Origin of the sequence: Bradyrhizobium manausense (genome assembly GCF_018129685.1) — a bacterium.
In the GTDB taxonomy this organism is placed as follows: domain Bacteria; phylum Pseudomonadota; class Alphaproteobacteria; order Rhizobiales; family Xanthobacteraceae; genus Bradyrhizobium; species Bradyrhizobium manausense_D.
The window spans coordinates 211,676-235,754 of the sequence record NZ_JAFCLG010000010.1; the positions used below are offsets into that span (position 1 = coordinate 211,676).

Annotated in this window: 25 protein-coding genes; 11 read left to right on the forward strand and 14 right to left on the reverse strand. The window is 64.3% G+C overall.

Translation table 11 applies throughout. From position 1 onward, the window contains the following. Window positions 1-35 precede the first annotated feature (35 nt). From JQ621_RS23425 to JQ621_RS23435, 3 genes are read right to left on the reverse strand one after another with little or no spacing between them, the layout of a single operon-like run. Complete coding sequence (locus tag JQ621_RS23425; protein ID WP_212237081.1) at window positions 36-2,297, reverse strand: xanthine dehydrogenase family protein molybdopterin-binding subunit; 2,262 nt, start codon at window positions 2,295-2,297, stop codon at window positions 36-38. Further along, on the reverse strand, window positions 2,290-3,345 hold the full coding sequence (locus JQ621_RS23430) for an FAD binding domain-containing protein (RefSeq protein WP_212237083.1): 1,056 nt from the start codon (window positions 3,343-3,345) through the stop codon (window positions 2,290-2,292). The genes JQ621_RS23425 and JQ621_RS23430 overlap by 8 nt, the downstream gene beginning before the upstream one ends. Then, window positions 3,342-3,839, reverse strand: coding sequence for a (2Fe-2S)-binding protein (locus tag JQ621_RS23435; protein ID WP_212237085.1), 498 nt, complete (start codon window positions 3,837-3,839; stop codon window positions 3,342-3,344). The genes JQ621_RS23430 and JQ621_RS23435 overlap by 4 nt, the downstream gene beginning before the upstream one ends. Window positions 3,840-4,090: 251 nt before the next feature. On the opposite strand from JQ621_RS23435, the gene JQ621_RS23440 reads away from it, so the two are divergent. Next, window positions 4,091-4,729 carry a TetR/AcrR family transcriptional regulator gene (locus JQ621_RS23440; RefSeq protein WP_212237203.1) on the forward strand — a complete coding sequence of 213 codons (639 nt, stop codon included), beginning with the start codon at window positions 4,091-4,093 and terminating at the stop codon, window positions 4,727-4,729. A 65-nt stretch (window positions 4,730-4,794) separates the two neighbouring features. After that, entirely contained in the window at window positions 4,795-5,202 is a 408-nt protein-coding gene (locus tag JQ621_RS23445) for a DUF4864 domain-containing protein (RefSeq protein ID WP_212237087.1), read from the forward strand. A gap of 43 nt (window positions 5,203-5,245) precedes the next feature. Here JQ621_RS23445 and JQ621_RS23450 read toward each other — a convergent pair whose 3' ends face one another. Further along, a complete protein-coding gene (locus JQ621_RS23450) occupies window positions 5,246-6,511 on the reverse strand; it encodes an MFS transporter (protein ID WP_212237205.1) in 1,266 nt (421 codons plus the stop codon). A 150-nt stretch (window positions 6,512-6,661) separates the two neighbouring features. Between JQ621_RS23450 and JQ621_RS23455 the strand changes: the two genes are divergently transcribed. The 8 genes from JQ621_RS23455 (at window position 6,662) to JQ621_RS23490 (ending at window position 14,899) form a co-directional block, all read left to right on the forward strand. Continuing rightward, a complete protein-coding gene (locus tag JQ621_RS23455) occupies window positions 6,662-7,102 on the forward strand; it encodes a hypothetical protein (RefSeq protein ID WP_212237088.1) in 441 nt (146 codons plus the stop codon). Between the two features lie 371 nt (window positions 7,103-7,473). Beyond that, window positions 7,474-8,898 (forward strand): TolC family protein, encoded by a 1,425-nt coding sequence (locus JQ621_RS23460; RefSeq protein ID WP_212237090.1) that lies wholly within the window; start codon window positions 7,474-7,476, stop codon window positions 8,896-8,898. A gap of 13 nt (window positions 8,899-8,911) precedes the next feature. Continuing rightward, entirely contained in the window at window positions 8,912-10,243 is a 1,332-nt protein-coding gene (locus tag JQ621_RS23465) for a copper oxidase (protein WP_212237092.1), read from the forward strand. Between the two features lie 32 nt (window positions 10,244-10,275). After that, window positions 10,276-10,731 (forward strand): cupredoxin domain-containing protein, encoded by a 456-nt coding sequence (locus tag JQ621_RS23470; protein ID WP_212237099.1) that lies wholly within the window; start codon window positions 10,276-10,278, stop codon window positions 10,729-10,731. Window positions 10,732-10,748: 17 nt separating this feature from the next. Continuing rightward, window positions 10,749-11,048, forward strand: coding sequence for a copper-binding protein (locus JQ621_RS23475; protein ID WP_212237102.1), 300 nt, complete (start codon window positions 10,749-10,751; stop codon window positions 11,046-11,048). 356 nt (window positions 11,049-11,404) lie between these two features. Continuing rightward, entirely contained in the window at window positions 11,405-13,543 is a 2,139-nt protein-coding gene (gene flhA, locus JQ621_RS23480) for a flagellar biosynthesis protein FlhA (protein WP_212237104.1), read from the forward strand. 295 nt (window positions 13,544-13,838) lie between these two features. Continuing rightward, on the forward strand, window positions 13,839-14,039 hold the full coding sequence (locus JQ621_RS23485) for a hypothetical protein (protein ID WP_212237106.1): 201 nt from the start codon (window positions 13,839-13,841) through the stop codon (window positions 14,037-14,039). Window positions 14,040-14,737: 698 nt separating this feature from the next. Further along, a complete protein-coding gene (locus JQ621_RS23490) occupies window positions 14,738-14,899 on the forward strand; it encodes a zinc finger domain-containing protein (RefSeq protein WP_212237107.1) in 162 nt (53 codons plus the stop codon). A gap of 85 nt (window positions 14,900-14,984) precedes the next feature. Here JQ621_RS23490 and JQ621_RS23495 read toward each other — a convergent pair whose 3' ends face one another. The 10 genes from JQ621_RS23495 to fliI all read right to left on the reverse strand — a co-directional run bounded on the left by JQ621_RS23495 (window position 14,985) and on the right by fliI (window position 22,914). Continuing rightward, on the reverse strand, window positions 14,985-15,185 hold the full coding sequence (locus tag JQ621_RS23495; protein ID WP_212237109.1) for a hypothetical protein: 201 nt from the start codon (window positions 15,183-15,185) through the stop codon (window positions 14,985-14,987). Window positions 15,186-15,305: 120 nt separating this feature from the next. Continuing rightward, the gene (locus JQ621_RS23500) at window positions 15,306-15,530 is read right to left on the reverse strand and encodes a hypothetical protein (protein ID WP_212237111.1); all 225 of its coding nucleotides are present in this window, start codon (window positions 15,528-15,530) and stop codon (window positions 15,306-15,308) included. Window positions 15,531-15,624: 94 nt separating this feature from the next. Beyond that, entirely contained in the window at window positions 15,625-15,972 is a 348-nt protein-coding gene (locus JQ621_RS23505; protein ID WP_249125492.1) for a type VI secretion protein, read from the reverse strand. 567 nt (window positions 15,973-16,539) lie between these two features. After that, a complete protein-coding gene (locus JQ621_RS23510; RefSeq protein WP_212237113.1) occupies window positions 16,540-17,346 on the reverse strand; it encodes a transglutaminase-like domain-containing protein in 807 nt (268 codons plus the stop codon). 79 nt (window positions 17,347-17,425) lie between these two features. Next, complete coding sequence (locus tag JQ621_RS23515) at window positions 17,426-17,599, reverse strand: hypothetical protein (protein ID WP_212237115.1); 174 nt, start codon at window positions 17,597-17,599, stop codon at window positions 17,426-17,428. Window positions 17,600-17,858: 259 nt separating this feature from the next. Then, the gene (locus JQ621_RS23520; protein ID WP_212237117.1) at window positions 17,859-18,818 is read right to left on the reverse strand and encodes a helix-turn-helix transcriptional regulator; all 960 of its coding nucleotides are present in this window, start codon (window positions 18,816-18,818) and stop codon (window positions 17,859-17,861) included. 326 nt (window positions 18,819-19,144) lie between these two features. After that, a complete protein-coding gene (locus JQ621_RS23525) occupies window positions 19,145-20,191 on the reverse strand; it encodes an anti-sigma factor (RefSeq protein WP_212237120.1) in 1,047 nt (348 codons plus the stop codon). Between the two features lie 73 nt (window positions 20,192-20,264). Next, window positions 20,265-20,810, reverse strand: coding sequence for a sigma-70 family RNA polymerase sigma factor (locus JQ621_RS23530; RefSeq protein WP_212237122.1), 546 nt, complete (start codon window positions 20,808-20,810; stop codon window positions 20,265-20,267). Between the two features lie 225 nt (window positions 20,811-21,035). Then, window positions 21,036-21,455: a flagellar export protein FliJ gene (gene fliJ / locus JQ621_RS23535; protein WP_212237124.1), complete on the reverse strand. Its 420-nt coding sequence runs from the start codon at window positions 21,453-21,455 to the stop codon at window positions 21,036-21,038. Window positions 21,456-21,588: 133 nt separating this feature from the next. Further along, on the reverse strand, window positions 21,589-22,914 hold the full coding sequence (gene fliI / locus JQ621_RS23540) for a flagellar protein export ATPase FliI (RefSeq protein ID WP_212237126.1): 1,326 nt from the start codon (window positions 22,912-22,914) through the stop codon (window positions 21,589-21,591). Between the two features lie 415 nt (window positions 22,915-23,329). Between fliI and ctrA the strand changes: the two genes are divergently transcribed. After that, window positions 23,330-24,031, forward strand: a complete 702-nt coding sequence (gene ctrA / locus JQ621_RS23545) for a response regulator transcription factor CtrA (RefSeq protein ID WP_008138878.1) — start codon at window positions 23,330-23,332, stop codon at window positions 24,029-24,031. The last annotated feature ends 48 nt before the right edge of the window (window positions 24,032-24,079 follow it).

Here is a 24,079-nt window from a genome sequence, read left to right on the forward strand (position 1 = left end):
CATCGCGCTTTGCGGCAGCATCGATTTGTCGGACCTCAGCGCTGCGTCAGCAGGTCCTCGATCCGGATCGGAAAGCGGCGCACCCGCACGCCGGTCGCATGCCAGACGGCATTGGCGACCGCGCCTGCACTGCCGGTGATGCCGATCTCGCCGACGCCCTTGATGCCGAGCGCATTCACATGCGGATCGTGCTCCTCGACCGTGATGACGTCGAGCGGCGGCACGTCGGCATTCACGGGGATGTGGTACTCGCCGAGATTGGCATTCATGATCCGCCCGCTGCGTCGGTCGGTGATCGCCTCCTCGTGCAGCGCGAAGGACAGGCCCCAGATCATGCCGCCGAACAGCTGGCTCCTCACCAGATGCGGATTGACGATGCGGCCCGCGGCGAAGGCGCCGACCATGCGGGTGACGCGGATCTGGCCGAGTTCGGGATCGACCTTCACCTCGGCAAACACCGCGCCGTGGGCGTGCATCGCATATTGTTCCATCGCCGCCGGATTCGGCGCGCCGGTGCCGCGAGCCTCGACCTCGGCAACGCCCGCGCGGGCAAGGATCTCGCCGTAGCTCTCGCTACGGCTCTCGTCGTCACGCCGGGTCAACCTTCCATCGCGCGCGATCACGCCGGCGTTGCCTGCGCCGAACAACGGCGAACGCTCGTCATTGGTGGCGAGATCGGCAAGCTTGGCGATGACGGCCGCTCCGGCGCTGTGGATCGCAGCCCCCGCGGTCGCGGTGTGCGCCGAGCCACCGGCAATGCCGGCATCAGGCAGGTCGGACGAACCGGCCTTGAACTCGACGCGTTCGATATCGAGCCCGAGTTCATCCGCCGCGATCTGGGCCAGCGCGGTCCACGCGCCCTGCCCCATGTCATGCGCGCCGATCTCCATCGCACCGGACCCATCGCGACGAAGCACCGCGCGCGCCTCGGCCTGGAACATCAGCGCGGGGAACGTCGCGGTGCCCATCCCCCAGCCGACCAGAAGTCCGGCATCATCGCGCATCTGTCGCGGCTGGAGCGAGCGCTTCGCCCAGCCGAAACGCGCCGCGCCCTGATCGTAACAGGCACGCAGCGCTTTCGAGGAAAACGGCTTTCCCGTGATCGGCTCGACCTCGGCATAGTTCTTCAGGCGGAAGGCAAGCGGATCCATGCCGCAGGCCCAGGCCATCTCGTCGATCGCGCTCTCGAGCGCAATCGATCCCGTCGCCTCGCCCGGTGCGCGCATGAACAGTGGCGTGCCGGTGTTGACGCGCACGGCGTCATGCGAGGTACGGATCGCCGGCGCCGCATAAAGCGTGTGCGAAGCATCGGCCGCGGGTTCGTAGAAATCGTCGAACGTGCTCGACACGGTCCGCGCGTGGTGATCGAGCGCGGTCAGCCGCCCTTCGGCATCGGCGCCGATGCGCAGGCGCTGACGCGTCGGCGCACGATGGCCGACCGGGCCGTACATCTGCTCGCGGCGCAACACGAGCTTCACCGGCTTGCCGACCAGTTTCGCGGCCATGATGCCGAGAACCGGCGGACCGGCCATCAGTCCCTTCGAGCCGAAGCCGCCGCCGAGGAACGGACTGCGGATGTGGATCTTGTCATGCGCAATGCCGAACAACTCAGCGACGCGCGCCAAGGACAACATCAATCCCTGGGTCGGCATGTCGATTTCGAGACGATCACCGTTCCAGTGAGCCACGATTGCGTGCGGCTCCATCGCGTTGTGATATTGCGCGGGCGTCTCGTAAATCGCGTCGATCTGCTTGTCCGCCGAAGCAAGGCCCGCCGTGACATCGCCAAGGTGATTTTCGGTCGGGTTCCCGACACCGACGACCGGCGGCACGTAACTCTTGCCGGCATCGAGGCCGACGAGGGCGGGCAGCGTCTCGTAACGCGGCGCCAACAGCACTGCGCCCTCCGTCGCCGCTTCGAGCGTCTCCGCGATCACGACGGCGATCGGCTGGTTGGCATAGCGGACCTCGTTGCTCTGCAGCACCTCCATCCGGAACACGAACGGATTGGTCTTGATTTCCGGATCGATCGCGAGCGGCGGCTTGTGGTCAGGCGTCATGACTTCGACGACGCCAGGATGGCGTTTGGCAGCGGCGACATCGAGCGAAGTCACGCGGCCATGCGCGATGTTGGACACCGCGATCACCGCAAACAGCAAGCCGGGCGGATGATTGTCGGCAGCGTAAGTCGCCTGACCCTTGACCTTGAGCACGCCGTCGCGGCGGGTCAGCGGCTGGCCGATGCTGGAGCCGTGGCGGAGGTGGGCGGGTGCGCTGGTGAGATTAAGCTCAGGCATGGATGGCTCCAGACGTCGAAGCAAAGGGTGATGCCGGCAGCGCGGGAATACGCGCGGGCGTACCGGCAGCGGCAAGGGTCAGCGCGCGCACGACGATGCGACGTGCGAGCTCGATCTTGTAGGAATTGTCACCGGACGGCTTTGCGTCGGCGAGCGCGCGCCAGGCGGCTTCCTGGAAGGCATCTGCCGTCGGTGCGACTCCCCTGAGAACGTCTTCCGCCGCGCGGGCACGCCAAGGCTTGGCGGCAACGCCGCCAAGCGCGAGCCGCGCCTCCGCGACCTTGCCGTCCTCGATCCGCAATGCCGCCGCGGCCGAGACGATCGCGAAAGCATAGGACATACGCTCGCGGACCTTGAGATAGCGCGCATGTGCGGCAAAGCCGCGCGCCGCCGGCGGCAGACGCACTGCGAGGATGAGATCGCCAGGCTCGAGCACGGTTTCACGCTCCGGCGTATGGCCGGGCAGGCGATGCAATTCGTCGAGCGCGATCTCGCGACGGCCGTTCCTGCCCTCGATCTCGACAATCGCGTCGAGCGCCAGCAGCGGCACGCAGAAGTCGGACGGGTGCGTCGCAATGCAACTCTCGCTCCAGCCGAGCACGGCGTGGGTGCGGTTCTCGCCGCCGCGGGCGTCACAGCCAGAGCCGGCCTCGCGCTTGTTGCAACGGCTGGCGGTGTCATAGAAATAAGCGCAACGCGTCCGCTGCAGCAGATTGCCACCCACGGTCGCAGCGTTACGCAACTGCGCCGACGCGCCGGAGAGCAGCGCTTCGGCAACGGCCGGATAGGTTTTCGCGAACTCGGCATCATGCGCGAGGTCGGCGTTGCTGACGAGCGCACCGATGCGCAACGACCCATCGGCGAGGCGCTCGATCTGATCAAGGCCATCGAGATGCGTGACGTCGACCAGGCGATCCGGCCGGCTGATGTTGCCCTTCATCAGATCGAGCAGGTTGGTGCCGGCGGCGAGATAAGTCGCGCCGGGCTGGGCGGCCGCAGCGACGGCCTCAGCAACCGTGGCGGGCCTCACATAATCAAACTGTTTCATGCCGAGCGCCTCTGATTGGTTTCGTCGACACCGGCTTGCGCCTCGAGCACGGCATCGACGATGCCGGCATAGGCGCCGCAGCGACAGAGATTGCCGCTCATGCATTCGCGGATGCGTTCGGGATCATTGCCGGCCTGGGCCTCTTGCATCATGCCGATGGCGCTCATGATCTGGCCTGGCGTGCAGAAGCCGCACTGGAATCCGTCATGGGCGATGAAGGCGGCCTGGACGGGATGGAGTTGATCGCCCCGCGCGACCCCTTCGATGGTCAGGATGTCGGCGCCATCATGGCTGATGGCGAGCGCGAGGCAGGAATTGATCCGCTTGCCGTCGACGAGAATGGTGCAGGCACCGCACTGGCCGCGGTCGCATCCCTTCTTGGTTCCGGTGAGATGGAGGCGCTCACGCAGGAGATCGAGCAGCATGACGCGGGGATCGTCGAGAACGAAATCGCGCCGTGCACCGTTCACGGTGAGGCTGATGGAGTGGTTCATACAAGGCTCCGATCAGATATGGACATGGCTCATCGTCCGGCGCGCCACCGCCGTGGCCGCCGTCGATATCGCGCCGGTCCGGATATCATCCGGGCCGACACCCGCGAAGATACGGAGGCACCCTCCGCTTAACAAGGGCCACCCAAAAATATTTGGAATTCGTCAAAAGCCCATGCGCTGACAACGCGATGCAGCCCTGCAAAGGTTCAGCAAGGGTTCAATCTAACCAATTCGTGATCTACATTGTCGCCATGGACGACCAGACCGACCAGACCCGCAAGCCCCGCGCCGATGCCGTGCGCAACCGCGAGCGTGTGCTCGAGGCAGCCAAGCTCGTGTTCAACGCGGGCGGCCCGGAGGCCAGTCTTGAAGCTGTCGCAAAACGCGCCGGCGTCGGCATCGGCACGCTCTATCGGCATTTTCCGACGCGTGAGGATCTGTTCGAGGCGGTGTACCGCCGCGAGGTCGAGCAGCTCAGCGAGCTCGCCGAGCAGTTGAAGAGTGCCAAGGACCCGGTCGACGCGCTGCGGCGCTGGCTCCGGTCAGGCGTCGAGTTCGTTGCCACCAAGAAGGGCATGGTGGCGACCCTGGCACTCGCGGTGCAGAGCGGCTCAGAGCTGCATGCCTTCTCGTTCGAGCGCCTGACCAAGGCGATCGGCTCGCTGCTCGATCGCGCAATCACAGCGGGCGCGATGCGCGCCGACATCAGTCCCGAGGATCTGCTGCGCGCCTTCTTCGGCATGTGCTACATGCATGATCAGCCCGGTTGGCAAGCCTCCGTGCTGCGGATGCTCGACGTGTTCGTCGACGGGCTGCGCGCGCAGCCCGCCGCAAAAACCAAGGCGCGCCGGACCGCGCCGGCAAAGGCGCCGGTGAAACGGAAGCGGTAGCACGCCCGTATCTCCCCGAGGCATGCTAGGATCGGCATGGCCTTGATTTCAACGCGGAGCTTGCCATGCGCATTGCAGCCTTGGTCGTCGCCTTCAGTGTTGCCTTTGGCTCCCTTGCGGCACGCGCCGACGATGTCTCGGCGGCACAAGGCGTGATCCGCGCCCAGGAGCAGGCCTTCGTCCGTGACGACGCCGCGGCCGCCTATTCCTATGCCGCCCCCGCGGTCAAGCAGATCTTCCCCGCACCCGACATCTTCATGTCGATGGTGCAGAACGGCTACGCGCCGGTCTACCGCCACAAGAGCTTCGAGTTCGGCGACAGCAAGGCCGAAGGCAGCTCGGTTGCCCAGCGCGTCCATATCATCGATGCCAATGGCGAGGCCTGGGAAGCGCTCTACACGCTGGAGCAGCAGCCGGACGGCAGCTACAAGATCACCGGCTGCTCGCTGCTAAGGGCAGGACAGGCGGTTTAGGTCGCCTCGAGAAACAACGACGCCACGGTCGCGATGGCGCCGATCAAGTCGCGAAGCCGGCCCCTGCCCTGGTCGCGTTCATGCGCGAGCGGATCAGCAGCGTCAGGACGATGCCGACATTGAGAGCGTTCCACGCCACGCCGTTGGCGAACGCCGCTGCGTAGGAGCCGGTGGCATCAAAGATGATGCCGGAGACCCAGCCGCCGAAGGACATGCCGAACACGGAGGCGAAGATCACGATGCCGACGCGGGTTGCGGCTTCGCTGGCCGGCATCGCCTCGCGCACGATGATGGCGTAGCTCGGCACGATGCCGCCCTGGAACAGGCCGAACATGGCGGAGATCAGATAAAGCGAGGCGAGGCTGTCGAAGAACAGGTAGAACACCAGCGCAAAGCCTTGCGCCAGCGACCCGAGCAGCAGCGTGCGGATGCCGCCGATCTTGTCGGCGAGATAGCCCGAGCCGATGCGGCTGACGATGCCGCAGGCCATCATCAGCGACAGCATCTCGGCGCCGCGCGCCACGCCATAGCCGAGATCGCCGCAATAGGCGACGATGTGCACCTGCGGCATCGCCATGGCGACACAGCACGAAATGCTGGCGATCGAGAGCAGCACCGTCAGCGTGTTGGTCGAGAGTTTCAGATCGACCCTTGGCGGCGGCGCGTTGGCGTGATTACGGACCTTGTCGTCACCCATCCGCGCGCGCAGGACGAGTAGCAGGCTCGACATCAACACCACGCAGACGACGGCGATGCCGACATGGGTGGTGCGCCAACCGATTGTCTCCATGCCCGCGTTGACCAGCGGCGGCCATATCGTGCCGGCGACGTAATTGCCGCTTGCGACGATGGTCACCGCGAGGCCGCGATAGCGCTCGAACCAGTGTGAGGCCTCCGCCATCAGCGGCGCGAAGGTCGCTGATGTGCCGAGCCCGATCAGAAAATAGGCCGCCACGAACTGCCAGAGCTGGGTCGAGAGCCCCGCGAGCGTGTTGGCGACGCCGAGAAAAGCGATGCTGATCGCCATCGCCCGCACGATGCCGAATTTGTCGGTGATCCTGCCGGCGATCACGCCACCGAGCCCGAAGCCGAACATCATCAGCGTGAAGGCCAGCGACACGGCGCCGCGCGTCGCGGCGAACTCGGCCTGAACGACGGGAATCACAACGACGACCGCCCACATGCCGACGCCGCCGATCGAGCCCATCACCAGTGCGAGCAAAAGCCGCACCCAGGCCTGACGCGAGTCAGGGGTGAATGAGGCCGGTTTCTGTCCTGAGGAATTTCGGGCGTGCACGACGCCGACCATGTTCGCTGATCGCCGCACGGTCAACCATCCTGCCGCGATATTGGGCATGCACGATGCACTGCGGTAAGAATTGCTTGGCGAAGCCGCGCTTTGCCATTAGTTTGCAATCTGCGTACGCAAGGATTGTCGCGCGAGGGGCCTGTTGGCGGAATGCTGTTGCGATTGACGCAATCGATGCGGATCAAGGTGGGGCGCCTCATTGCGCTGACCTATCTGTTCTGCGTGCTCGCGCCGGCTGCAAGCCTCGCCTGGGGTACGGGACCAGCGCCGTGCCTCGATGACGCGCTCCTCGCCGACCTTGTGCCGGTCCATCAAGCGATGCCTGCCAACCACATGCATGGCGGCGCGACGCACGACCACGCTGGCATGCACGCGCATCACCAGTCCGCGCAGGACACGCCCGCCCCACATCATCATGACGACAAGGGCAAGGCAGGTCCGTGCTGTGCGATGATGTGCATCAGCGCCCTGCCGGCCGATCTACCAGGCTTCGCAAAGCCAATGCAGCCGGTTTCCGCCTGCTCACCGGAGATCGTCGTCAGCCTTCACAGCGCGGCGCCCCCCCGGCTCTACCGCCCTCCCATCGCCTGATCTGAGACGACGACGTCAGGCCGGCGCGCATTGCGCGCGCACGAACCTGTGGTCTCCAGTCAGATCAGGGATTTCTCATGCTTGCGCTTCTCGGGACGAGGTCCGCCGCTGCATATGCAGCGCGTGGAGCACACATTCGATTCCATCGGCCGCTGCTGGCCGCGATAGCGCTCGCGTTATCAGGCTGCATACCGGCGACGACTCACATCGCGACCCCGGATCCGGCCGATCCCACGGCAAAGGCAGCGCGCGTCGATTATCGTTCGACGGTCGCACCCTATGCGGGCCTGCGACCTGCGGCTCCCGCGCGGTGGCAAGACCGCCATGACGCGGTCGCGCCGCAGCCAAAGCAAGAGCAGTAGGAGCGCACCATGGCACATCATTCGGCGCGAGGCCTGCTCGTTCTCGCCGCGCTCGGCCTCTCCGGCTGCGCCGCCTTCTCGCCCGACAGCGGCATGACAGCGGTCTCGGAGCTGACGAGCCAGACCATCAAGAAGGACGTCGCCTTCGTGCGAACGGCCGAGGGGGCCAGCGCAGTCGACGGGCGCGTTGGCCAATTGCTGTCCCGGACGCTGACCGCCGAGACTGCCGTGCAGGTCGCGCTGCTCAACAACAAGGGGCTGCAAGCCGCCTACAACGAGCTGGCGCTGGCCGAGACCGATCTCGTCGAGCAGAGCCTGCCGCCCAATCCCGTGTTCTCGGTCTCGCGGATCTCGGGCAATGGCGCCAGCGAGATCGAGCGGCAGGTGGTCGGCGATATCCTCGCCCTGGCGACCCTGCCGTTTCGATCCGACATCGCGCGCGAACGCTTTCACCAGGCGCAATTGCGCGCGGCGCTCGCGACGCTGCGGCTGGCCGCGGATGTGCGTCGCGCTTACACCCGCGCAGTTGCCGGCAATGAAATGGTGGCGCTGCTGACGGACGCGAAGGCGACGGCGGAATCGACTGCGCAACTCGCGGTCAAGCTCGGCGAGACCGGCTCCATCAACAAGCTCGACCAGGCCCGCGAGCAGGTGTTCTACGCCGAGACCAGCGCGGATCTCGCGACCGCGCGTCAGGCAGCGAGCAGCGCGCGCGAAAGGTTGGCGCGGCTGATGGGACTTTGGGACGACGGGCTCGACTTCCGTCTGCCCAACGCGTTGCCGCCGCTGCCACGTCGCCCGCAGGAATTGCCATCGATCGAAGCCGATGCCGTCGCCCACCGCATCGATCTGCAGATCGCGCGGCTGGAACTGACAGCGCTGGCAAAATCACTGGATCTCACCGAAGCGACCCGCTTCGTGACGCTGCTCGATCTTGCCGGCATCGCGCGTCGCACCCAGGATCCGGAAGGCTCCCCGTTCCGCGAGCGCGGCTTCGACGTGCAGTTCCAGATCCCGATCTTCGACGGCGGCGAGGTGCGCATGCGGCAGGCGAGGGAGAGCTACAGTCTCGCCTTCAACCGCCTGACCGAGCGCGCCGTGAACGTCCGCTCGGAGGCGCGCGATGCCTATCGGACCTATCGCTCGACCTACGACATCGCGCGCCACTACCAGCGCGAGATCCTGCCGCTGCGCAAGATCATCACCGAGGAGATGCAGCTGCGCTTCTCCAGCATGCAGGTCGACATCTTTGCGCTCCTCACCGAAGCGCGGCAGCGCCTCGCCTCGCTGCGCGGCGCCATCGATGCCAAGCGGAATTTCTTCCTCGCCCAGTCCGAGTTGCAGACCGCCGTCAATGGCGGCGGCGCACCTGCATCCGGCGGCGACAATCCCACCAACATCGCCGCGGCAGCGCCTGCCGATGGCGGCCACTGAGATGGAGGCCGGCATGTTTTCCCGTCGAGGGTTTTTGGGCACCGCCGCGCTTGTGAGCGCATCAGCCGTCAGCGGCCGCGTCCAGGCCGCAGCGATTCCGGAAGCGGCCCATATGGACAAGGCGGTGATGCAGCCGCCGCTTCACCCCAACAATGGCCCCGACTATCGCCCCGTCGTTACGCTCAATGGTTGGACGCTGCCGTTCCGCATGAATGGCGACTGGAAGGAGTTCCATCTCGTCGCCGAACCCGTGGTGCGCGAATTCGCCGAGGGCATGAAGGTCAATCTCTGGGGCTATAACGGCCAATCGCCGGGCCCGACCATCGAAGCCGTCGAAGGCGACAAGGTCCGCATCTTCGTCACCAACCGCCTGCCCGAATACACCACCGTTCACTGGCACGGCATGATCGTACCGAGCGGCATGGACGGCGTCGGCGGATTGACCCAGCCGCACATCCAGCCCGGCAAGACCTTCGTCTACGAGTTCGAGATGAAAAAGAGCGGGACCTTCATGTACCACCCGCATTCCGACGAGATGGTGCAGATGGCGATGGGCATGATGGGCATGGTCGTCGTGCATCCGCGCGACCCCAATTTCCGGCCCGTCGATCGCGACTTCGTCTTCGTGATGAGCACCTATCGCGTCGATCCCGGTACCTATCTGCCGCGCGTCAACGAGATGACCGATTTCAACATGTGGACCTGGAATTCGCGGGTGTTTCCCGGCATCGATCCCTTGCCGGTGCGGCTGGGCGACAAGGTGCGTGTGCGCATCGGCAATCTCAGCATGACCAACCATCCGATCCATCTGCACGGCCACAGCTTTGCCGTAACTTGCACGGACGGCGGCTGGATTCCGGAGAGTGCGCAATATCCGGAGACGACGACCGACGTACCCGTCGGCGCGGTGCGCGTGTTTGACGTCCTCGCCGACAACCCTGGCGATTGGGCGTTTCACTGCCACAAAGCGCATCACACCATGAATGCGATGGGACACGACATGCGCAACATGATCGGCGTCTCGCGCAAGGATCTCGCCAAGGCCGTCGGCAGGCTCGCGCCGGACGCGATGGCGATGGGCTCGACCGGCATGGCAATGGGCAACATGGAGATGCCCGCGCCCGACAACACGCTGCCGATGATGTCAGGCACCGGTCAGTTCGGTCCGATCGAAATGGGCGGCATGTTCACCGTGATGAAGATCCGCGAGGACCTCGCGCGCGACGATTACCGCGATCCCGGCCCCTATCAATTCCCGCAAGGCACCGTCGCCTATGAGGTTTCTTCGCCTCCGGCGGAGCCGGCGCGACAGCCGGCGACGCCGCCGCACAAGATGAAGATGTGAGTATTTCGATGAAGAACCAACTGGAGACCACAATGAGGACGGCGATCAAACTCGCGTTCGCGCTGGCCGCGCTCTCGATTGCGCCCGTGCTCGCGCATGAAGGACACGACCATCACGGCTTTTCGGCCGGCGAGCCCGGCGACCTCAAGAAGCCGGCGCGCACCATCGAGATCGAATTGAGCGAGATGTCCTACGAGCCGTCGAACATCACCGTGAAGCGCGGCGAGCAGATCCGCTTTCTGCTGCGCAATGTCGGCAAGGAGGATCACGAATTCCTGCTCGCCACCACGAGGGAGAATCTCGCTCATGCCGAGGTGATGAGGAAGCACCCGCATATGGAGCATGACGATCCGAACGGCGTCCGGCTCGCCCCGGACAAGTCGGCCGAGATCGTCTGGAAGTTCACCAAATCAGGCACGTTCGAATTTTCCTGCCTGATCCCCGACCATCGCGATTACGGCATGGTCGGCCACGTCACCGTGAAATGAGGACAATGGAGACAGACATGAACCCGATCATCCGCATCACCGCCGCGCTCGTGCTGACGCTGGGACTGACCGCAGGCGCGCTCGCGCAAGCCGCCTCCATCAGCGGCGAGGTCAAGAAGATCGACGAGGGCGCGGGCAAGATCACGCTCAAGCATGGCCCCGCCAGGAGCCTCGGCATGGATGAGCCCATGACCATGGTCTACCGCGTCAAGGATCCCGCCATGCTCAAGCAGGTGAAGGTCGGCGACAAGGTGACGTTTGAAGCCGAGGAGGCCGCCTCGGGGTACACGGTGACGAAGATGCAGAGGGCGAAATAGGGGCGGCCTCCCCTCACCTGTCATTCCGCGGCGCGCCTCTCGGCGCGAGCCCGGAATCCATTTCCCACAACACCTACGGCACGATGGATTCCGGGTTCGCCCTTCGGGCGCCCCGGAATGACGACCTGGGAAGCCCGAAATACCCTGCCCCAACCTCCACCACATTCCCTTCGTTAACCCTTTGCTAACCATACACCCGGCAAGAATTGCCGGGTGAAGTCGAGTGTCGTCAGCCGCGTAGAACGGGAGCCCCCGTGGACGCCAGTGCGGTGCCTCACTTTCGGAACGGCGGCCCATCGGCCGCCGCGCAGACGTTTGGGGCGCGCGGACGTCAGTCGCGCGGGGAGGCAGCTACCATGGTCGACGTCACCGCAGGACAGGGCGTAGGCCCGGCGAAGGTCGGCATCCCCTCGCTCACCGACATCGTCAACATCCTCAAGCGCGGCGACATCGCGCTGGCTCTCGGCATCCTCACCATCCTGGTGGTGCTGATCCTGCCCCTGCCCTCGCTCGTGCTGGACCTGTTCCTGGCGATCTCGATCACGCTCTCGATCCTGATCCTGATGACCTCGCTGTTCATCCAGGCGCCGCTGGAATTCTCCGCGTTCCCGACCATCCTCCTGATCTCGACCATGCTGCGGCTGTCGCTCAACATGGCCTCGACCCGCCTGATCCTGTCGCACGGGCACGAGGGGACGGACGCGGCCGGCCACGTCATCGAAGCCTTCGGCAGCTTCGTGATGGGCGGCAATTTCGTCATCGGTATCATCGTCTTCGCCATCCTGGTCATCGTCAATTTCGTCGTCATCACCAAGGGTTCGGGCCGCATCGCCGAAGTCGCGGCCCGCTTCCACCTCGACGCCATGCCCGGCAAGCAGATGGCGATCGACGCCGACCTCTCCGCCGGCCTGATCGACGAGAAGGTCGCCAAGGAGCGCCGCAAGGCGCTGGAGGACGAGAGCGGCTTCTTCGGCGCCATGGACGGTGCCTCCAAATTCGTTCGCGGCGACGCCATCGCCGGCCTCCTGATCGTCTTCATCAACGTCGTCGGCGGCATGATCATCGGCGTCGCTCAGCAAGGCATGTCCTTTGCCGACGCCGGCCGCAGCTACACGCTGCTGACGGTCGGTGACGGCCTCGTCACCCAGGTGCCCGCCCTGATCGTCTCGACCGCGGCCGGCCTGCTCGTCTCCAAGGCCGGCGTCTCCGGCGCGGCCGACAAGGCCCTGATGAAGCAGTTCTCCGGCTATCCGCAGGCGCTGGCGATGTCCTCGGCGGTCATGCTGGTGCTGGCGGCGCTGCCGGGCATTCCGACCATTCCCTTCTTCCTGCTCGGCGCCGGCGCCGGCGCACTGGCCTGGAACGCGCGCAACCGCAATCGTGCGACCGCCAAGGCCGAAGCAGTCGCCAAGGCCGCCCCCGCGCCGGGAACGCCGGGTGCCCCGGGCGCGGCGGCGGAGGAGCCGATCTCGGCGGCGCTCAAGATCGACGACCTCAAGATCGAGCTCGGTTATGCGCTGCTGCCGCTCGTCAACGGCCCCGACGGCACCGATCGCCTCACCGAGCAGATCAAGGCGCTGCGCCGCTCGCTTGCGATCGAAATGGGTTTCGTCATGCCGGCGGTGCGCATTCTCGACAACGTCCAGCTCGAGGCCAACACCTACATCATCAAGATCAAGGAGGTCGACGCCGGCACCGGCAAGATCTGGCCGAACCAGTTCATGGTCATGGACCCCGGCGGCAGCCAGGTGCAGGTGCCCGGCATCCACACCACCGAGCCGACCTTCGGCCTGCCAGCAACCTGGGTCGATGCCAGCCTCAAGGAAGAAGCCTCGCTCAAAGGCTACACCGTCGTCGACGCCGCGACCGTGCTCTCGACCCACCTCACCGAGCTGCTCAAGGCCAACATGTCGGATCTGCTGTCCTATGGCGAGGTGCAGAAGCTGCTCAAGGAGCTGCCGAAGGAGCAGAGCGAGCTGGTCAAGGACATCGTGCCCGGACAGGTCACGGTCTCCGGCATCCAGCGCGTGCTCCAGCTCCTGCTGGCCGAGCGCATCTCGATCCGCGACCTCTCGACCATCCTCGAGGGCATCGCGGATTCGCTGGCGTTCTCGCGCAACCCGGCGACCATGGTCGAGCATGTCCGTGCCCGCCTCGCGCGGCAGATCTGCGCGCAGAACACTTCCTATGCCGGCTATCTGCCGCTGATCGCGCTGTCGGCGCGGTGGGAACAGGCCTTTGCCGAATCCATCATCGGCCAGGGCGAAGAACGCAGCCTCGCCATGCAGCCCTCGAAGCTGTCGGAATTCATGACCGCCGTGCGCGAGGCTTTCGAGCGTGCCGCGCGCGAAGGCGAGGCGCCGGTGCTGGTGACCTCTGCGGCAATTCGTCCCTTCGTCCGCTCCCTGGTGGAGCGGTTCCGGGCCCAGACCACCGTCTTGTCGCAGGCCGAAATCCACCCCAGGGCGAGGCTGAAGACGGTCGGAAGCATCTGATTTGCCTTAAGAAGCCGTGTGTTTTTCAGCCACAGGCAAATGGTTTCTGGGTTCCGGGCACCTCGTGGACGAAAGGCTGACAAGGCGCCTCAAACGCACATTACAGCTTTGAAATAATTGCCAAATCGAACGATCAGGACCCGTTTTTGATCGCGATCGTTCACGTCCTATCACGCTCTTGTGATGGCCCCTTGGGAACGAATCCCGCCAATACTAGGTTGTTGGGGCACCGGAAGCATGAACCAGCCTGACAGAGGTGGCGACTACTTCGGGTAGATGGCGGCAGGAGCCTTCCATGAACCACTCGATTTACAGCGCAGATCGCTCGACCCACCTGAAGGTGGTGGTTGTGGCGCTCGTCGCCGGCGTCGCACTCGCGGGCTTCGGCATCACGGCGCGGACGAGTTCGGATGAAGGCCTCACACAGACAGCCCGCATCATCAAGGCCGGTAAGCCGGTGATGATCACCAACTCGAACGCATCGGTCGTTCGCTAAGGAGATTTTGAGTTTCAGGAATTCACGCGGCTCTTTACCAGCCCCCCAAAGTCGCCACGTGGATATGTAGACGACCCCAACCCCAAGTCGACTACAGAAAGCGCCCGCCCCCCACGGGCGCTTTCTCATGTCCGGGGTAGCTCGAAACAATCCGGTATTCCTCCGCGGCGACAATATAATATCCCTCCCGTCATCCCGAGGTGCGAGGCGTGCGGTGCGAAGCAGCGCCCGTGGAGCCTCGAAGGGTGAACGGCCGGGACGCAGCCGGGCCCTTCCTTGGGCCGGGCTGCCGCGACAGATACGCCATTTCCGAACTTCGGCGAAACGGAATATTTTTGCAGCGACGGATGACCGATGCGTTGGGTGTTTTGCCCGTCGGGCCCCGCGAGGACTGGTAGATGAGGTGGCGAGACCTTGACAACGAGGGGCTTGGCTTGGCTAGGTTCACAACCTGATGAAGCGGGGCAATCCATGGAGCAGCGCTTACTTTCGATCAGATCGCGCGTGCATACCAAGCCTCGCGGCCCGATTATCCCGAAGCTCTCGTCGACGACGTGGTGTCGTACGCCGGCTTGAAGCGAAACGACCCGCGACGCGCTGGTCGGTGACCTTTCCAAGGCGATCGATCGCCACGGAGGAGAATTCGAGATGGACTACGAAACTCACCTCTACATGCCCCGGCGGATCGAGAGGTACGAATGACCGACCAGAAGGAAGTCGAACGCAACTGCCCGGAATGTGACGGCACAGGCCAGGAGCGCGGTATGCATCCGGTTCGCTTGGGTGAAACGAATGAGTTTCGCCCCTGCACGAAATGTGGCGGATCGGGGAAGATCAAAGAGACAGCCGCGGCGCAATAACACCCAAATCGCATCCGCATGCGAGCTGATTGCCGGACGAACGGCTAGAAAACTCTCATCACGTCGGACCGGGACGGGTCCAAACTCAAGCCGGCGCCTGAAGTCCCGGCGAGGTCAACCACTTGTTGATCTCTCCGGCAACATCGATCTGGCTGGCTTTTCGCAAAAGCTCCGTGCGGCGAACGCCGAGCGGCATCCCCCTGGCCTGCAGGCGGAGGTTGATCGCCTCTTGCGCGAGGCGATATTCGAACGTGAATGATTGTCCCGTGGATCGTTGAGCCGACATGGATGACACTCCGCTGCGGGGTTGAGCGAGAGCGCAACTGCGTCCACACCACCGGTAGATGCTGAGGGCCGCTCGGCGGTGGCAGGACAGTGTGCCTTCGTCCGCTGATTAGCCAGTGCTTTATTTTGGTTCCTGACAGGAACCATTCGCGAATTGCCGGGCTTTCATCGCCGCAGCCTGATCTCTGATCAATTGGCCGATCGCCCGTTGAGCTGCGCTGATGGCCTCCGCTCGATCGAATGCGATTCCTGATTTGGGGGACCGACCGTTGCGCTCAAACGACCATTTCCAGCCTGATGGATTGATCGTCTGGACGACCGTGTATTCGATACCCTTGTGTTCCATGCGCCCCCCACAGCTCCGTTTCGAACCAAGCCGCGAACAGCGGCCTCTGAATTGAAGCGCACGTCGACCCGACAGTTCGTGCGGCCGGCGACGCTCAGCAACCGCGGCAAATGTTCTTGAGCTTCGCGGCGGTTCGCTCTTCTTCCGCGAGGAACGGGTCCTTGTATCCTGAGGACGAGTCGATGGCGGTTTCGGCGGGCTTTTTGGCTTTTGGCGGAAACGCCGCATCGTAACAGGAGAGGCGTGCGTTGATGCTTTCGATCGCACGACAATTGGGTTCTGCGGGAGCGGCTGACAGCGCAGATGCGCCGAGCGCCGATGCCAGCAGAAGCGCCGCCGCCCATGTCCCTGGTCGAGCCATTTTCACGCTGTCTCCAATCGCTATTTGCTCTTGCTGGCCCAGGACGGTTTCTCGCCAGTCCAGGCCGGAAGGGCATCCCATTCGGACCACCGCATCCGCCGCTCCTCGCCTCCGACCCGCACGAAAACGAAGGGCGCATCGTCCCGGCCCGTCTTCGAGCCAACGAAAATTGCCGGAACCCCGTAGGCATCCCTGATGATTGCTGTGTTTGCCATGTCCGGCTCCCGCCTGGCTTGAGCTCGCCCCTGTCTACGTTTCGAGGCAGCGCGATTGAACGAACCTCCCGCTATGAAATGGCCGCGATCGCAATCAGCAGCGCAAGGAAGACGGGAACGAGCAACGGTGGCACAAGCCACCCACGAATGTCGAATTTGTCGGCACCTGACATCTGACCGCCTTTTCTCAGGTCGAGGCGGGAGCGCTTTGGCTCTCAGTCACCGATAACAGCCACGTCGCGCGCGGTGATGCACAATCGTGTAGCAGTGTTCTCGCCAACAAGCGAGATCAATCTCGATCAATCGGCGCCCGATTGCCGGAGGCGAACGCCTTAAAGCGCGATGAGATGTGGATGAATCGTCATCGCGCTTTAGATTGTTGTCTGCGCATGATCTTTCCGGAAAACCGCTTCGCGTTTTTCCGGATCATGCTTTAGGCAATTTCATCGGTCCACACCTTGAAGCTGACGAGCGTGTTGGGTCCGAACGTTTGGGTGATCGGGACATCTGCCGCATCGCGGCCCTGGGCGATCAGCACGCGGCCAATTCGCGGCGTGTTGTTGCGCGCATCGAAGGTGTGCCAGCGGCCGCCCAGATAGGCTTCGAACCAGCCTGCGAAATCCCCGGGCGCGTGGGGCGGCGGGATGCCGATGTCGCCGAGATAGCCGGTGCAATAACGCGCCGGAATGTTCATGCAACGACAGAACGCAACGGCAAGGTGCGCATAGTCGCGGCAGACGCCCTTGCCCTCGTTGAATGCTTCCCATGCCGTCTTGGTGGCGCGCGCGTGCTCGTAGCCGAACGCGATGTGATCGTGCACGAAATCGCAGATCGCCTGGACCCGTGGCCATCCGGGCGCCGTTTTCTCGAACAGCTTCCACGCGATGTCGGAAAGCCGATCGGTTTCGCAGTAGCGGCTGCCAAGCAGATAAACGATGGTATCGGACGGCAGATCCTCAACCGCGTATTGAGTGGCGGAAGCCGCCGTCACATCAGGCAACCCGCTATCGCGCACAGTGCCGTCGGCGGAAAGGCGCATGCGGCCGGCGGGTGCAACGAACCGGCTGCACCAGTTTCCGAAGCCGTCACGGTAGGGCGTGATCGGTACGGGAGGCTCGGTGACGAGGTGATCCGGCACGATGATGTCGGACGCCCGGGTGAAATGCGTGCCGACCACGGCGATCAATGGTGTGACCTGCGGGAAATCGTAGATCATCTCGAAGCCGACACGTATTTTCATGCTTACGGCCTCGTCCCAACTGCACTGCCTCGAATTGGCTTCGAGGATGATCGTGCTGACAAGAGTGATCGGCTGTTCGTCACCTCAAAGTCAAGGCTTGCCTGGTGATGGCAGAGATCGACCTGCCAGACTTGCGAACGACGCTCATAAATTGGTCATCCGACAGCTTGAGATGCTTGCCCAGGAACTTGACCTGCGCTTTGTCTCTCAGATCCAGCGAATTGCGGAAGTACGACGGCTCGCGCCTGTTCATGTGAGTCTCGCGCGATGAAGGAGTGGACCGGATCGCGACCAAGCGGGCGTTACGCCGCTCCGGCCGCGATGGTGACTGTCCCGCTGCTCGCGAAGATTCTGTCGCCACGGAGCCAACGTTTCCCGGGGGCCCGGCGTTCCGCTGTCTTGACAATATTCCCGTGGTTGCGCGCGAAGGCCGGTCGGCTCCAGGTGAGCGAACGAATAGCGGCGCGATCGCTCATCTGCCGGCTTTTGGCCGGCTGCACAAAATCGAGGCTTTACGCCTCGCGCAGCTCCGACGGTGTCCCGCCAAAGCGCTTGCGGAAGGCGCGGTTGAAATAGGACAGGTCCGAAAAGCCGGAGGAATGCGCGATGTCGCTGATCTTGCGCGCGCGCGCGCGGGGATCGCCGAGCAGTTTGCGCGCCAGCAGCAGACGCTGCTCCAGCACGAATTCGGTGAAGGTGGTGCCGGCCTGCTCGAACAGCCGCTGCGCCTGGCGCGGGCTTAGCCCCGAGCGGGTGGCGACTTCGGACAGGCAGAGATCGTTGCGGCCGAGCGCCGCCATCACGTCGGCGCGCATCAGATCGAGGCGAGCGGCTGCATGGCCACGACCACGCGCGAGCGCGGCGTGCTCGGCATCGGTGCCAAGCAGGAGGCCGACGAGATCGACCATGTGCTGCGCGGTGAGGCGCTGGCCGACCGCGTCGAGATGCGGCGCCTGATGGGCGGCCAGCGCGTGGTAGCGGACGATGGTCTCGGCGACCGCGCCGTCGGACAACACCTGCGACAGCTTCTCCTCGGCGCGCGGATTGATCTCGAGCAGCGCGCGGCGCGGCATGCGGATGGTGGTGAAGCGGTTCTCGTCGGTGTGACCGACGCTGCCGGTGATGCTCATGTCGGCCAGCACCATCTGCGCCGGAGCAAGCTCGACGGCATGGCCGTTCTGCCGGACATTGACGAGGCCGGCATGGGCGGCGATCAGCACAAGATCGTCGCTGCCATCGGCGAGACCGCTCTGCGTACGCGAATATTGCGCGGAGGCGCCTTCGGGAATGGCGAGCGCGATGTTGTCGACCACGCTGACCTGCAACCGGCAATCGATGCTGTCACCGTGGCTTGGCCCGATATCGAGTCCGCAGGCCCCCAGGGCCCTGTCGCGCCAATGTTCGAAGGCCGGCCCCTGCGGCAGGCCTGCATATTGGTGGATAAAGATGCCCGGCGGCTTGGCTGCATCCATCTGATTTCTAGCCCCTTCCCGGCACCATGAACGGCGGCGCCGACTGCAAATTCCGGGCATTTGACGCCGCGAGATGGATTGAGGTTCAAATCGGACGCGGATTTGGCGGGATTTGTCGGATTACGACGGCCGAATGGACCGTGGCGACAGGAGCAAAGCCTGATATCAGAGGACCCCGGAACGTCTTCTCATGGTCGTCCTTGCGAAAGCCAGGACCCATAACCACCGCTGCCGGTTGGCCCGCGATGACTTGGCTCCAGCACGGCGTAACAACATCCCGTCGGGGTAATGGGTCCTGGCTTTCGCCAGGACGACGATGAAGAAGCCTACTTCTTCGCCGGAACCTGCGGCTGGGACGGCGGCACGGTCTCGATCAGCTTGCCGGAAAACACCGGCGCCGAACTCGGCTGGCCGTTGGGCGAGCCGCCCGATTGCTCGACGGTGACGGCATAAGTCGCGCTGTTGACGACGTCGGCGTCGTAGCCGGCGAGCACCGGACGCGCCGTGAAATCGCCGCTTCCGATCACGCCAAGCGAACGCGGGCGCGGCAACTTGTCGGAGATCAGCCACAGTTCAAAGCTCTTGCCCGGCTCCGGCGTCGCGCCGACCTTGCGCACCGTGAAGTTCTTGGTCGCCCCGTCAATGGTGAGGATGAAGGCGGGGCCGCCGCTCTGGCCCTGCAACAGCGCGACGTATTGCGCAGGCGCAGCCAATGGCGCGGCCGGAGTCTTGACCTCGACCGTCCGGATGCGCGGTGCGGGCCGCAACGCGCCCGGCAGCGCATCGGGCATCAGGACCTGAAGCGACAACGTCACCAGCAGCGCGGCCGCGAGCGCACCCACGGCAGAGGCGATGTTGCGCCAACGCTTCACGCGGCCCTCGAGATAGAGCACGTTGGTGTCGTCGACGATCGGCACCTGCGTCAGCGGCACAAAGCGCGGGTCGGGTGCATGGGTCTTCGGAATGAATTGCGGCGCGATATCGGGAATGACGTCAGAGTCGGATTGAGGCGGCGCCGGCGGCACGTCCTGCGATGGCGCCTGCGCCGACGTCTCCGGCGATGACATCTCCGGCGTGGACAGATCCAGCGCGGGCTGCGGCGCATCCGAGATCAGCGGCGGCGCCTCGGTCGAATCCTGCGACGACATCGTCTGCGCGATCTCGCGCCTGATGTTCTCCCAAACGATCGGCCGCGGCTCGATCGTGCCCACCATCTGATTGAGGACGCCGAGGCGGAATTCCCACGCCTGCACCACGGCGGCGAACTCCTGGTCCACCGTCATCATGGTCGCCACCTGCGCGCGCTCGTCGGCATCGAGTGTGCCGAGCGCATATTCCGCGGCGAGCGCGATATGGTCCTCGCTGTAGGCCATCACTTTCCTTCAGCTCTCCCGTAGGGAGAGGTGGAGCCAGAACGCTGCGCCAGCATATTCACTCTCATCATCCTCACAGTCCAAGGCACTCCCGGATATCCAACATGCTGCGCCGGAGCCACGTCTTCACGGTGTTGACGGGCGCTGCGAACTTCTCCGCCAATTGCTCGCGGCTCCAGCCGTTGTAATAGGCGAGCAGCACGAGCCTCTGACGATCCGGCTCGAGCCGGCCGATACATTCGAGCAGCCGCTTCAGCTCCTCGGACATCTCCCGGCGCGCCAGGGGATCGGGACTGTCGGCGGCGACTTCCATCGCCTGCGGCTCCTCCTCGATGGAGGCCTCCGTCTTCTTGCGCACGATGTCGATGGCGCGGTTGCGCGCGATCGAGGCCATCCACGTAATCGGTGATGACAGCACCGGATTGAACTGGCCGGCACTGTTCCAGATTTTGACGTAGGTTTCCTGAATGACCTCCTCTGCGAGATCCTGTCGGCGCAAGATACGGAGGACGACGCCATAGAGTTTCGCGCGCGTGGCGCCATAGAGCCGCTCGAACGCGGCCTGGTCGCGCTTCGCCACCGCCTCAATCAGCCCGACCAGCTCTGCTGGCGTCAGCATTCAGCCCCCCAACGCGCGGCCCGGTCGCATCCCTCTTCACCTCTCCCCGACGGGGAGAGGTGGGCACCTCCGCCACCGGCACCGCTTTCATCCTCACTACCATAGCGCGCGGCCAAGCCCGTCACCAAGGGGCGGCGCGCCACGCTGTGGACAGGACACGCAAAAACCCGGACCCTGCGGGTCCGGGCTCGCAAATTCTCCGGCGTTTTTGACGCTGGCTGCCGTTTACGCGACGGCGCCGATGCGGGAGCGCATCAGGCCGATGCTGTCGAGATCGGCCTGCTCGCGGGCGTTTTCCTCGGCGCGCTCGCGGGCCTGGTCACGCTCGTCCAGGAGTTCGACCTTCTTCAGCTCCTCGAAGGCCTCGCCGAGCGCAGCCTTGGCCTCCTCGAGCTGGCCCCTCAGCTCGTCGGCCGAGCGGGTCAGGTTCTCGCGGCGCTGGATGGCGGCCTTGGCATAGGTCGGATAGGCGAAATGCGCGGGGTCGTTGATCCCGGCGCGGTCTTGCTCGGTCTGGATCTCGCGATCGAGATCCACAGACATCCGCTGGAAGTCGGCGATCATGGACTCGATCTGGGCGACCCGGCGGCGCTTCTCGTCGACCTGAAACTTCTTCAGGCGGATGAGGGTATCACGTGACTTCATCGACTCGTACTCCCCAGAAGTCCCTTGGCTGCAAGACGTACACACATTGGGACGACACCGGTCTCCCCACTGGCCCAACAAGGGCCAGGACCGGCTCTGCTACTCTGTGAGATCGGATGATGACGGGACAAAGTTAGCGTTCCGTTTCCAAATTACCGACGATTTGCGCCAACTGGCGGTAGCCGTCGGCCAGCGAGGCATTTTCGTCCTTGCGCTGCCGCAGGAACGCCTCGAGCGGCTCGTGCAGGCGGATCGCCTCGTCAACCTCGGGGCTGGAGCCGGCCCGGTAGGCGCCCAGCCGGATCAGCTCCTCCATGTCGGCGTAGGTCGCCATCACGGCCCGTGCCTTCTGGATGGTTGGCCAAAACTCCGGGTCGGCCGATTTCGGCATGGTGCGGGAGACTGATTTGAGGATGTTGATGGCGGGGTAACGGCCGCGCTCGGCGATCGAGCGCTGCATCACGATATGGCCATCGAGAATACCGCGGACGGCGTCCGCGATCGGCTCATTGTGATCGTCGCCGTCGACCAGCACCGTGAAGATCGCGGTGATGGCGCCTTCCCCAAGACCCGGGCCGGCGCGCTCGAGCAGCTTCGGCAACTCGGTGAAGACGGTCGGGGTGTAGCCCTTGGCGGTCGGCGGCTCGCCGGCGGACAGGCCGATCTCGCGCTGCGCCATGGCAAAGCGCGTCACTGAATCCATCAGGCAGAGCACGTCCTGGCCCTCGTCGCGAAAATATTCAGCGACCGCGAGCGTCAGATAGGCCGCCTGACGCCGCATCAGCGCCGGCTCGTCGGAGGTTGCGACCACCACGACGGAGCGTGCGAGCCCTTCCTCGCCGAGGTCGTCCTGCAGGAACTCCTGCACCTCGCGGCCGCGTTCGCCGATCAGGCCGATGACGCTGACGGCGGCATCGACGTTGCGCGCGAGCATCGAGAGCAGCACCGATTTGCCGACGCCGGAACCTGCGAAGATGCCCATGCGCTGACCGCGGCAGCAGGTGAGAAACGTGTTCATCGCGCGCACGCCGAGATCGAGCGGCGCGCCGACGCGCTTGCGCGAATGCGCCGGCGGCGGCGAATTGCGGTACGGCATTGGCGAGGCGCCTTGCGGCAACGGTCCCTTGCCATCGATCGGCTCGCCCAGCGCATTGACGACGCGGCCGAGCCAGGCCGACGACGGACGCACCTGATTGGCGGCATTGGCGATGACGGCCTTGCAGCCGCGGCGCACGCCGTCGAGGCCGGCGAACGGCATCACGACGGCATTGTTGCCGGAGAAACCGATCACCTCGCAAGGGATGGAACGGTTGGCGCCGGTCTCGATCACGAGGCGTGCGCCGACCGACATGGCGTGAATGGGGCCGGCCACCTCGACCATCAGGCCGCGAACGCCGACCACGCGGCCATAGATATTGACGCCGTCGATGTCGCCAATCTGCTCGGCCAAAGCCTTCATCGGAGAGCCGTCATTAAGGAGAGTGCCTGCGAGATCCGGGCCTTCACGGAGAAACCCTTAAATTTCGCCATATTTCTGAACGGCGCTTAACTTGGTGTTTACCCGCATCATTAATCATTGCGTCACTGTCTTTGTGACTGAGCGTGGCTCCCCTTCAGAAGAAGGCTGAGTCGCGGGAGTCGGTTAGGCCCGTCTCTTAAAGTGGAGCTTGAACGGAACTGGATAACGAAAGCTGCTTCCCACGCAAGACCTTAGGGCGATTCGAGAAAAATTGCACCGGGGGACTTGCGTTCCAGAATCAGGATTTGTTAACCATCTGTTGTCAGGATCCGAATCAGTTGTTCAAAGGCGTTTTGTTGAGTGCCGCGAATGCGGCCGACCTGACGCCCAGGAGCGGCGACTATGGGGAACTGGCATGCGCGTTTTGCTGATTGAAGATGACAGCGCCGTCGCGCAGTCGATCGAGCTGATGCTGAAGTCTGAGAGCTTCAACGTCTACACGACCGATTTGGGGGAAGAAGGCGTCGATCTCGGTAAATTATACGATTACGACATTATTCTTCTCGACCTCAACCTGCCCGACATGTCCGGCTACGACGTGCTCAAGCAGCTTCGGGTCTCCAAGATCAAGACACCGATCCTGATCCTCTCCGGCCTCGCCGGCATCGAGGACAAGGTCAAGGGTCTCGGCGTCGGCGCCGACGACTACATGACCAAACCCTTCCATAAAGACGAGCTGGTCGCCCGCATCCACGCGATCGTGCGCCGCTCCAAGGGTCACGCCCAGTCGGTCATCCAGACCGGCGACCTCGTCGTCAACCTCGACACCAAGACGGTCGAAGTCGGCGGCCAGCGCGTGCACCTGACCGGCAAGGAATACCAGATGCTGGAGCTGCTTTCGCTCCGCAAGGGTACGACCCTGACCAAGGAAATGTTCCTCAACCACCTCTATGGCGGCATGGACGAGCCCGAGCTGAAGATCATCGACGTCTTCATCTGCAAGCTCCGCAAGAAGCTCGCCAACGCTTCCGAGGGACGCAACTTCATCGAGACCGTGTGGGGCCGCGGCTACGTGCTGCGCGAGCCGCACGAGCACGAAGAGCGCATCCCCGCCTGATCCTCAAGTTTACGTCGCGAGCCCACGGGCTCGCTCCTCCCAGCCTGG

Coding starts and splice junctions, on each gene's coding strand:
- JQ621_RS23425 (WP_212237081.1), bottom strand. CDS start 2,297: ATGCCTGAGCTTAATCTCACCAGCGCACCCGCCCACCTCCGCCACGGC.
- JQ621_RS23430 (WP_212237083.1), bottom strand. CDS start 3,345: ATGAAACAGTTTGATTATGTGAGGCCCGCCACGGTTGCTGAGGCCGTC.
- JQ621_RS23435 (WP_212237085.1), bottom strand. CDS start 3,839: ATGAACCACTCCATCAGCCTCACCGTGAACGGTGCACGGCGCGATTTC.
- JQ621_RS23440 (WP_212237203.1), top strand. CDS start 4,091: ATGGACGACCAGACCGACCAGACCCGCAAGCCCCGCGCCGATGCCGTG.
- JQ621_RS23445 (WP_212237087.1), top strand. CDS start 4,795: ATGCGCATTGCAGCCTTGGTCGTCGCCTTCAGTGTTGCCTTTGGCTCC.
- JQ621_RS23450 (WP_212237205.1), bottom strand. CDS start 6,511: ATGGTCGGCGTCGTGCACGCCCGAAATTCCTCAGGACAGAAACCGGCC.
- JQ621_RS23455 (WP_212237088.1), top strand. CDS start 6,662: ATGCTGTTGCGATTGACGCAATCGATGCGGATCAAGGTGGGGCGCCTC.
- JQ621_RS23460 (WP_212237090.1), top strand. CDS start 7,474: ATGGCACATCATTCGGCGCGAGGCCTGCTCGTTCTCGCCGCGCTCGGC.
- JQ621_RS23465 (WP_212237092.1), top strand. CDS start 8,912: ATGTTTTCCCGTCGAGGGTTTTTGGGCACCGCCGCGCTTGTGAGCGCA.
- JQ621_RS23470 (WP_212237099.1), top strand. CDS start 10,276: ATGAGGACGGCGATCAAACTCGCGTTCGCGCTGGCCGCGCTCTCGATT.
- JQ621_RS23475 (WP_212237102.1), top strand. CDS start 10,749: ATGAACCCGATCATCCGCATCACCGCCGCGCTCGTGCTGACGCTGGGA.
- flhA (WP_212237104.1), top strand. CDS start 11,405: ATGGTCGACGTCACCGCAGGACAGGGCGTAGGCCCGGCGAAGGTCGGC.
- JQ621_RS23485 (WP_212237106.1), top strand. CDS start 13,839: ATGAACCACTCGATTTACAGCGCAGATCGCTCGACCCACCTGAAGGTG.
- JQ621_RS23490 (WP_212237107.1), top strand. CDS start 14,738: ATGACCGACCAGAAGGAAGTCGAACGCAACTGCCCGGAATGTGACGGC.
- JQ621_RS23495 (WP_212237109.1), bottom strand. CDS start 15,185: ATGTCGGCTCAACGATCCACGGGACAATCATTCACGTTCGAATATCGC.
- JQ621_RS23500 (WP_212237111.1), bottom strand. CDS start 15,530: ATGGAACACAAGGGTATCGAATACACGGTCGTCCAGACGATCAATCCA.
- JQ621_RS23505 (WP_249125492.1), bottom strand. CDS start 15,972: ATGGGATGCCCTTCCGGCCTGGACTGGCGAGAAACCGTCCTGGGCCAG.
- JQ621_RS23510 (WP_212237113.1), bottom strand. CDS start 17,346: ATGAAAATACGTGTCGGCTTCGAGATGATCTACGATTTCCCGCAGGTC.
- JQ621_RS23515 (WP_212237115.1), bottom strand. CDS start 17,599: ATGAACAGGCGCGAGCCGTCGTACTTCCGCAATTCGCTGGATCTGAGA.
- JQ621_RS23520 (WP_212237117.1), bottom strand. CDS start 18,818: ATGGATGCAGCCAAGCCGCCGGGCATCTTTATCCACCAATATGCAGGC.
- JQ621_RS23525 (WP_212237120.1), bottom strand. CDS start 20,191: ATGGCCTACAGCGAGGACCATATCGCGCTCGCCGCGGAATATGCGCTC.
- JQ621_RS23530 (WP_212237122.1), bottom strand. CDS start 20,810: ATGCTGACGCCAGCAGAGCTGGTCGGGCTGATTGAGGCGGTGGCGAAG.
- fliJ (WP_212237124.1), bottom strand. CDS start 21,455: ATGAAGTCACGTGATACCCTCATCCGCCTGAAGAAGTTTCAGGTCGAC.
- fliI (WP_212237126.1), bottom strand. CDS start 22,914: ATGAAGGCTTTGGCCGAGCAGATTGGCGACATCGACGGCGTCAATATC.
- ctrA (WP_008138878.1), top strand. CDS start 23,330: ATGCGCGTTTTGCTGATTGAAGATGACAGCGCCGTCGCGCAGTCGATC.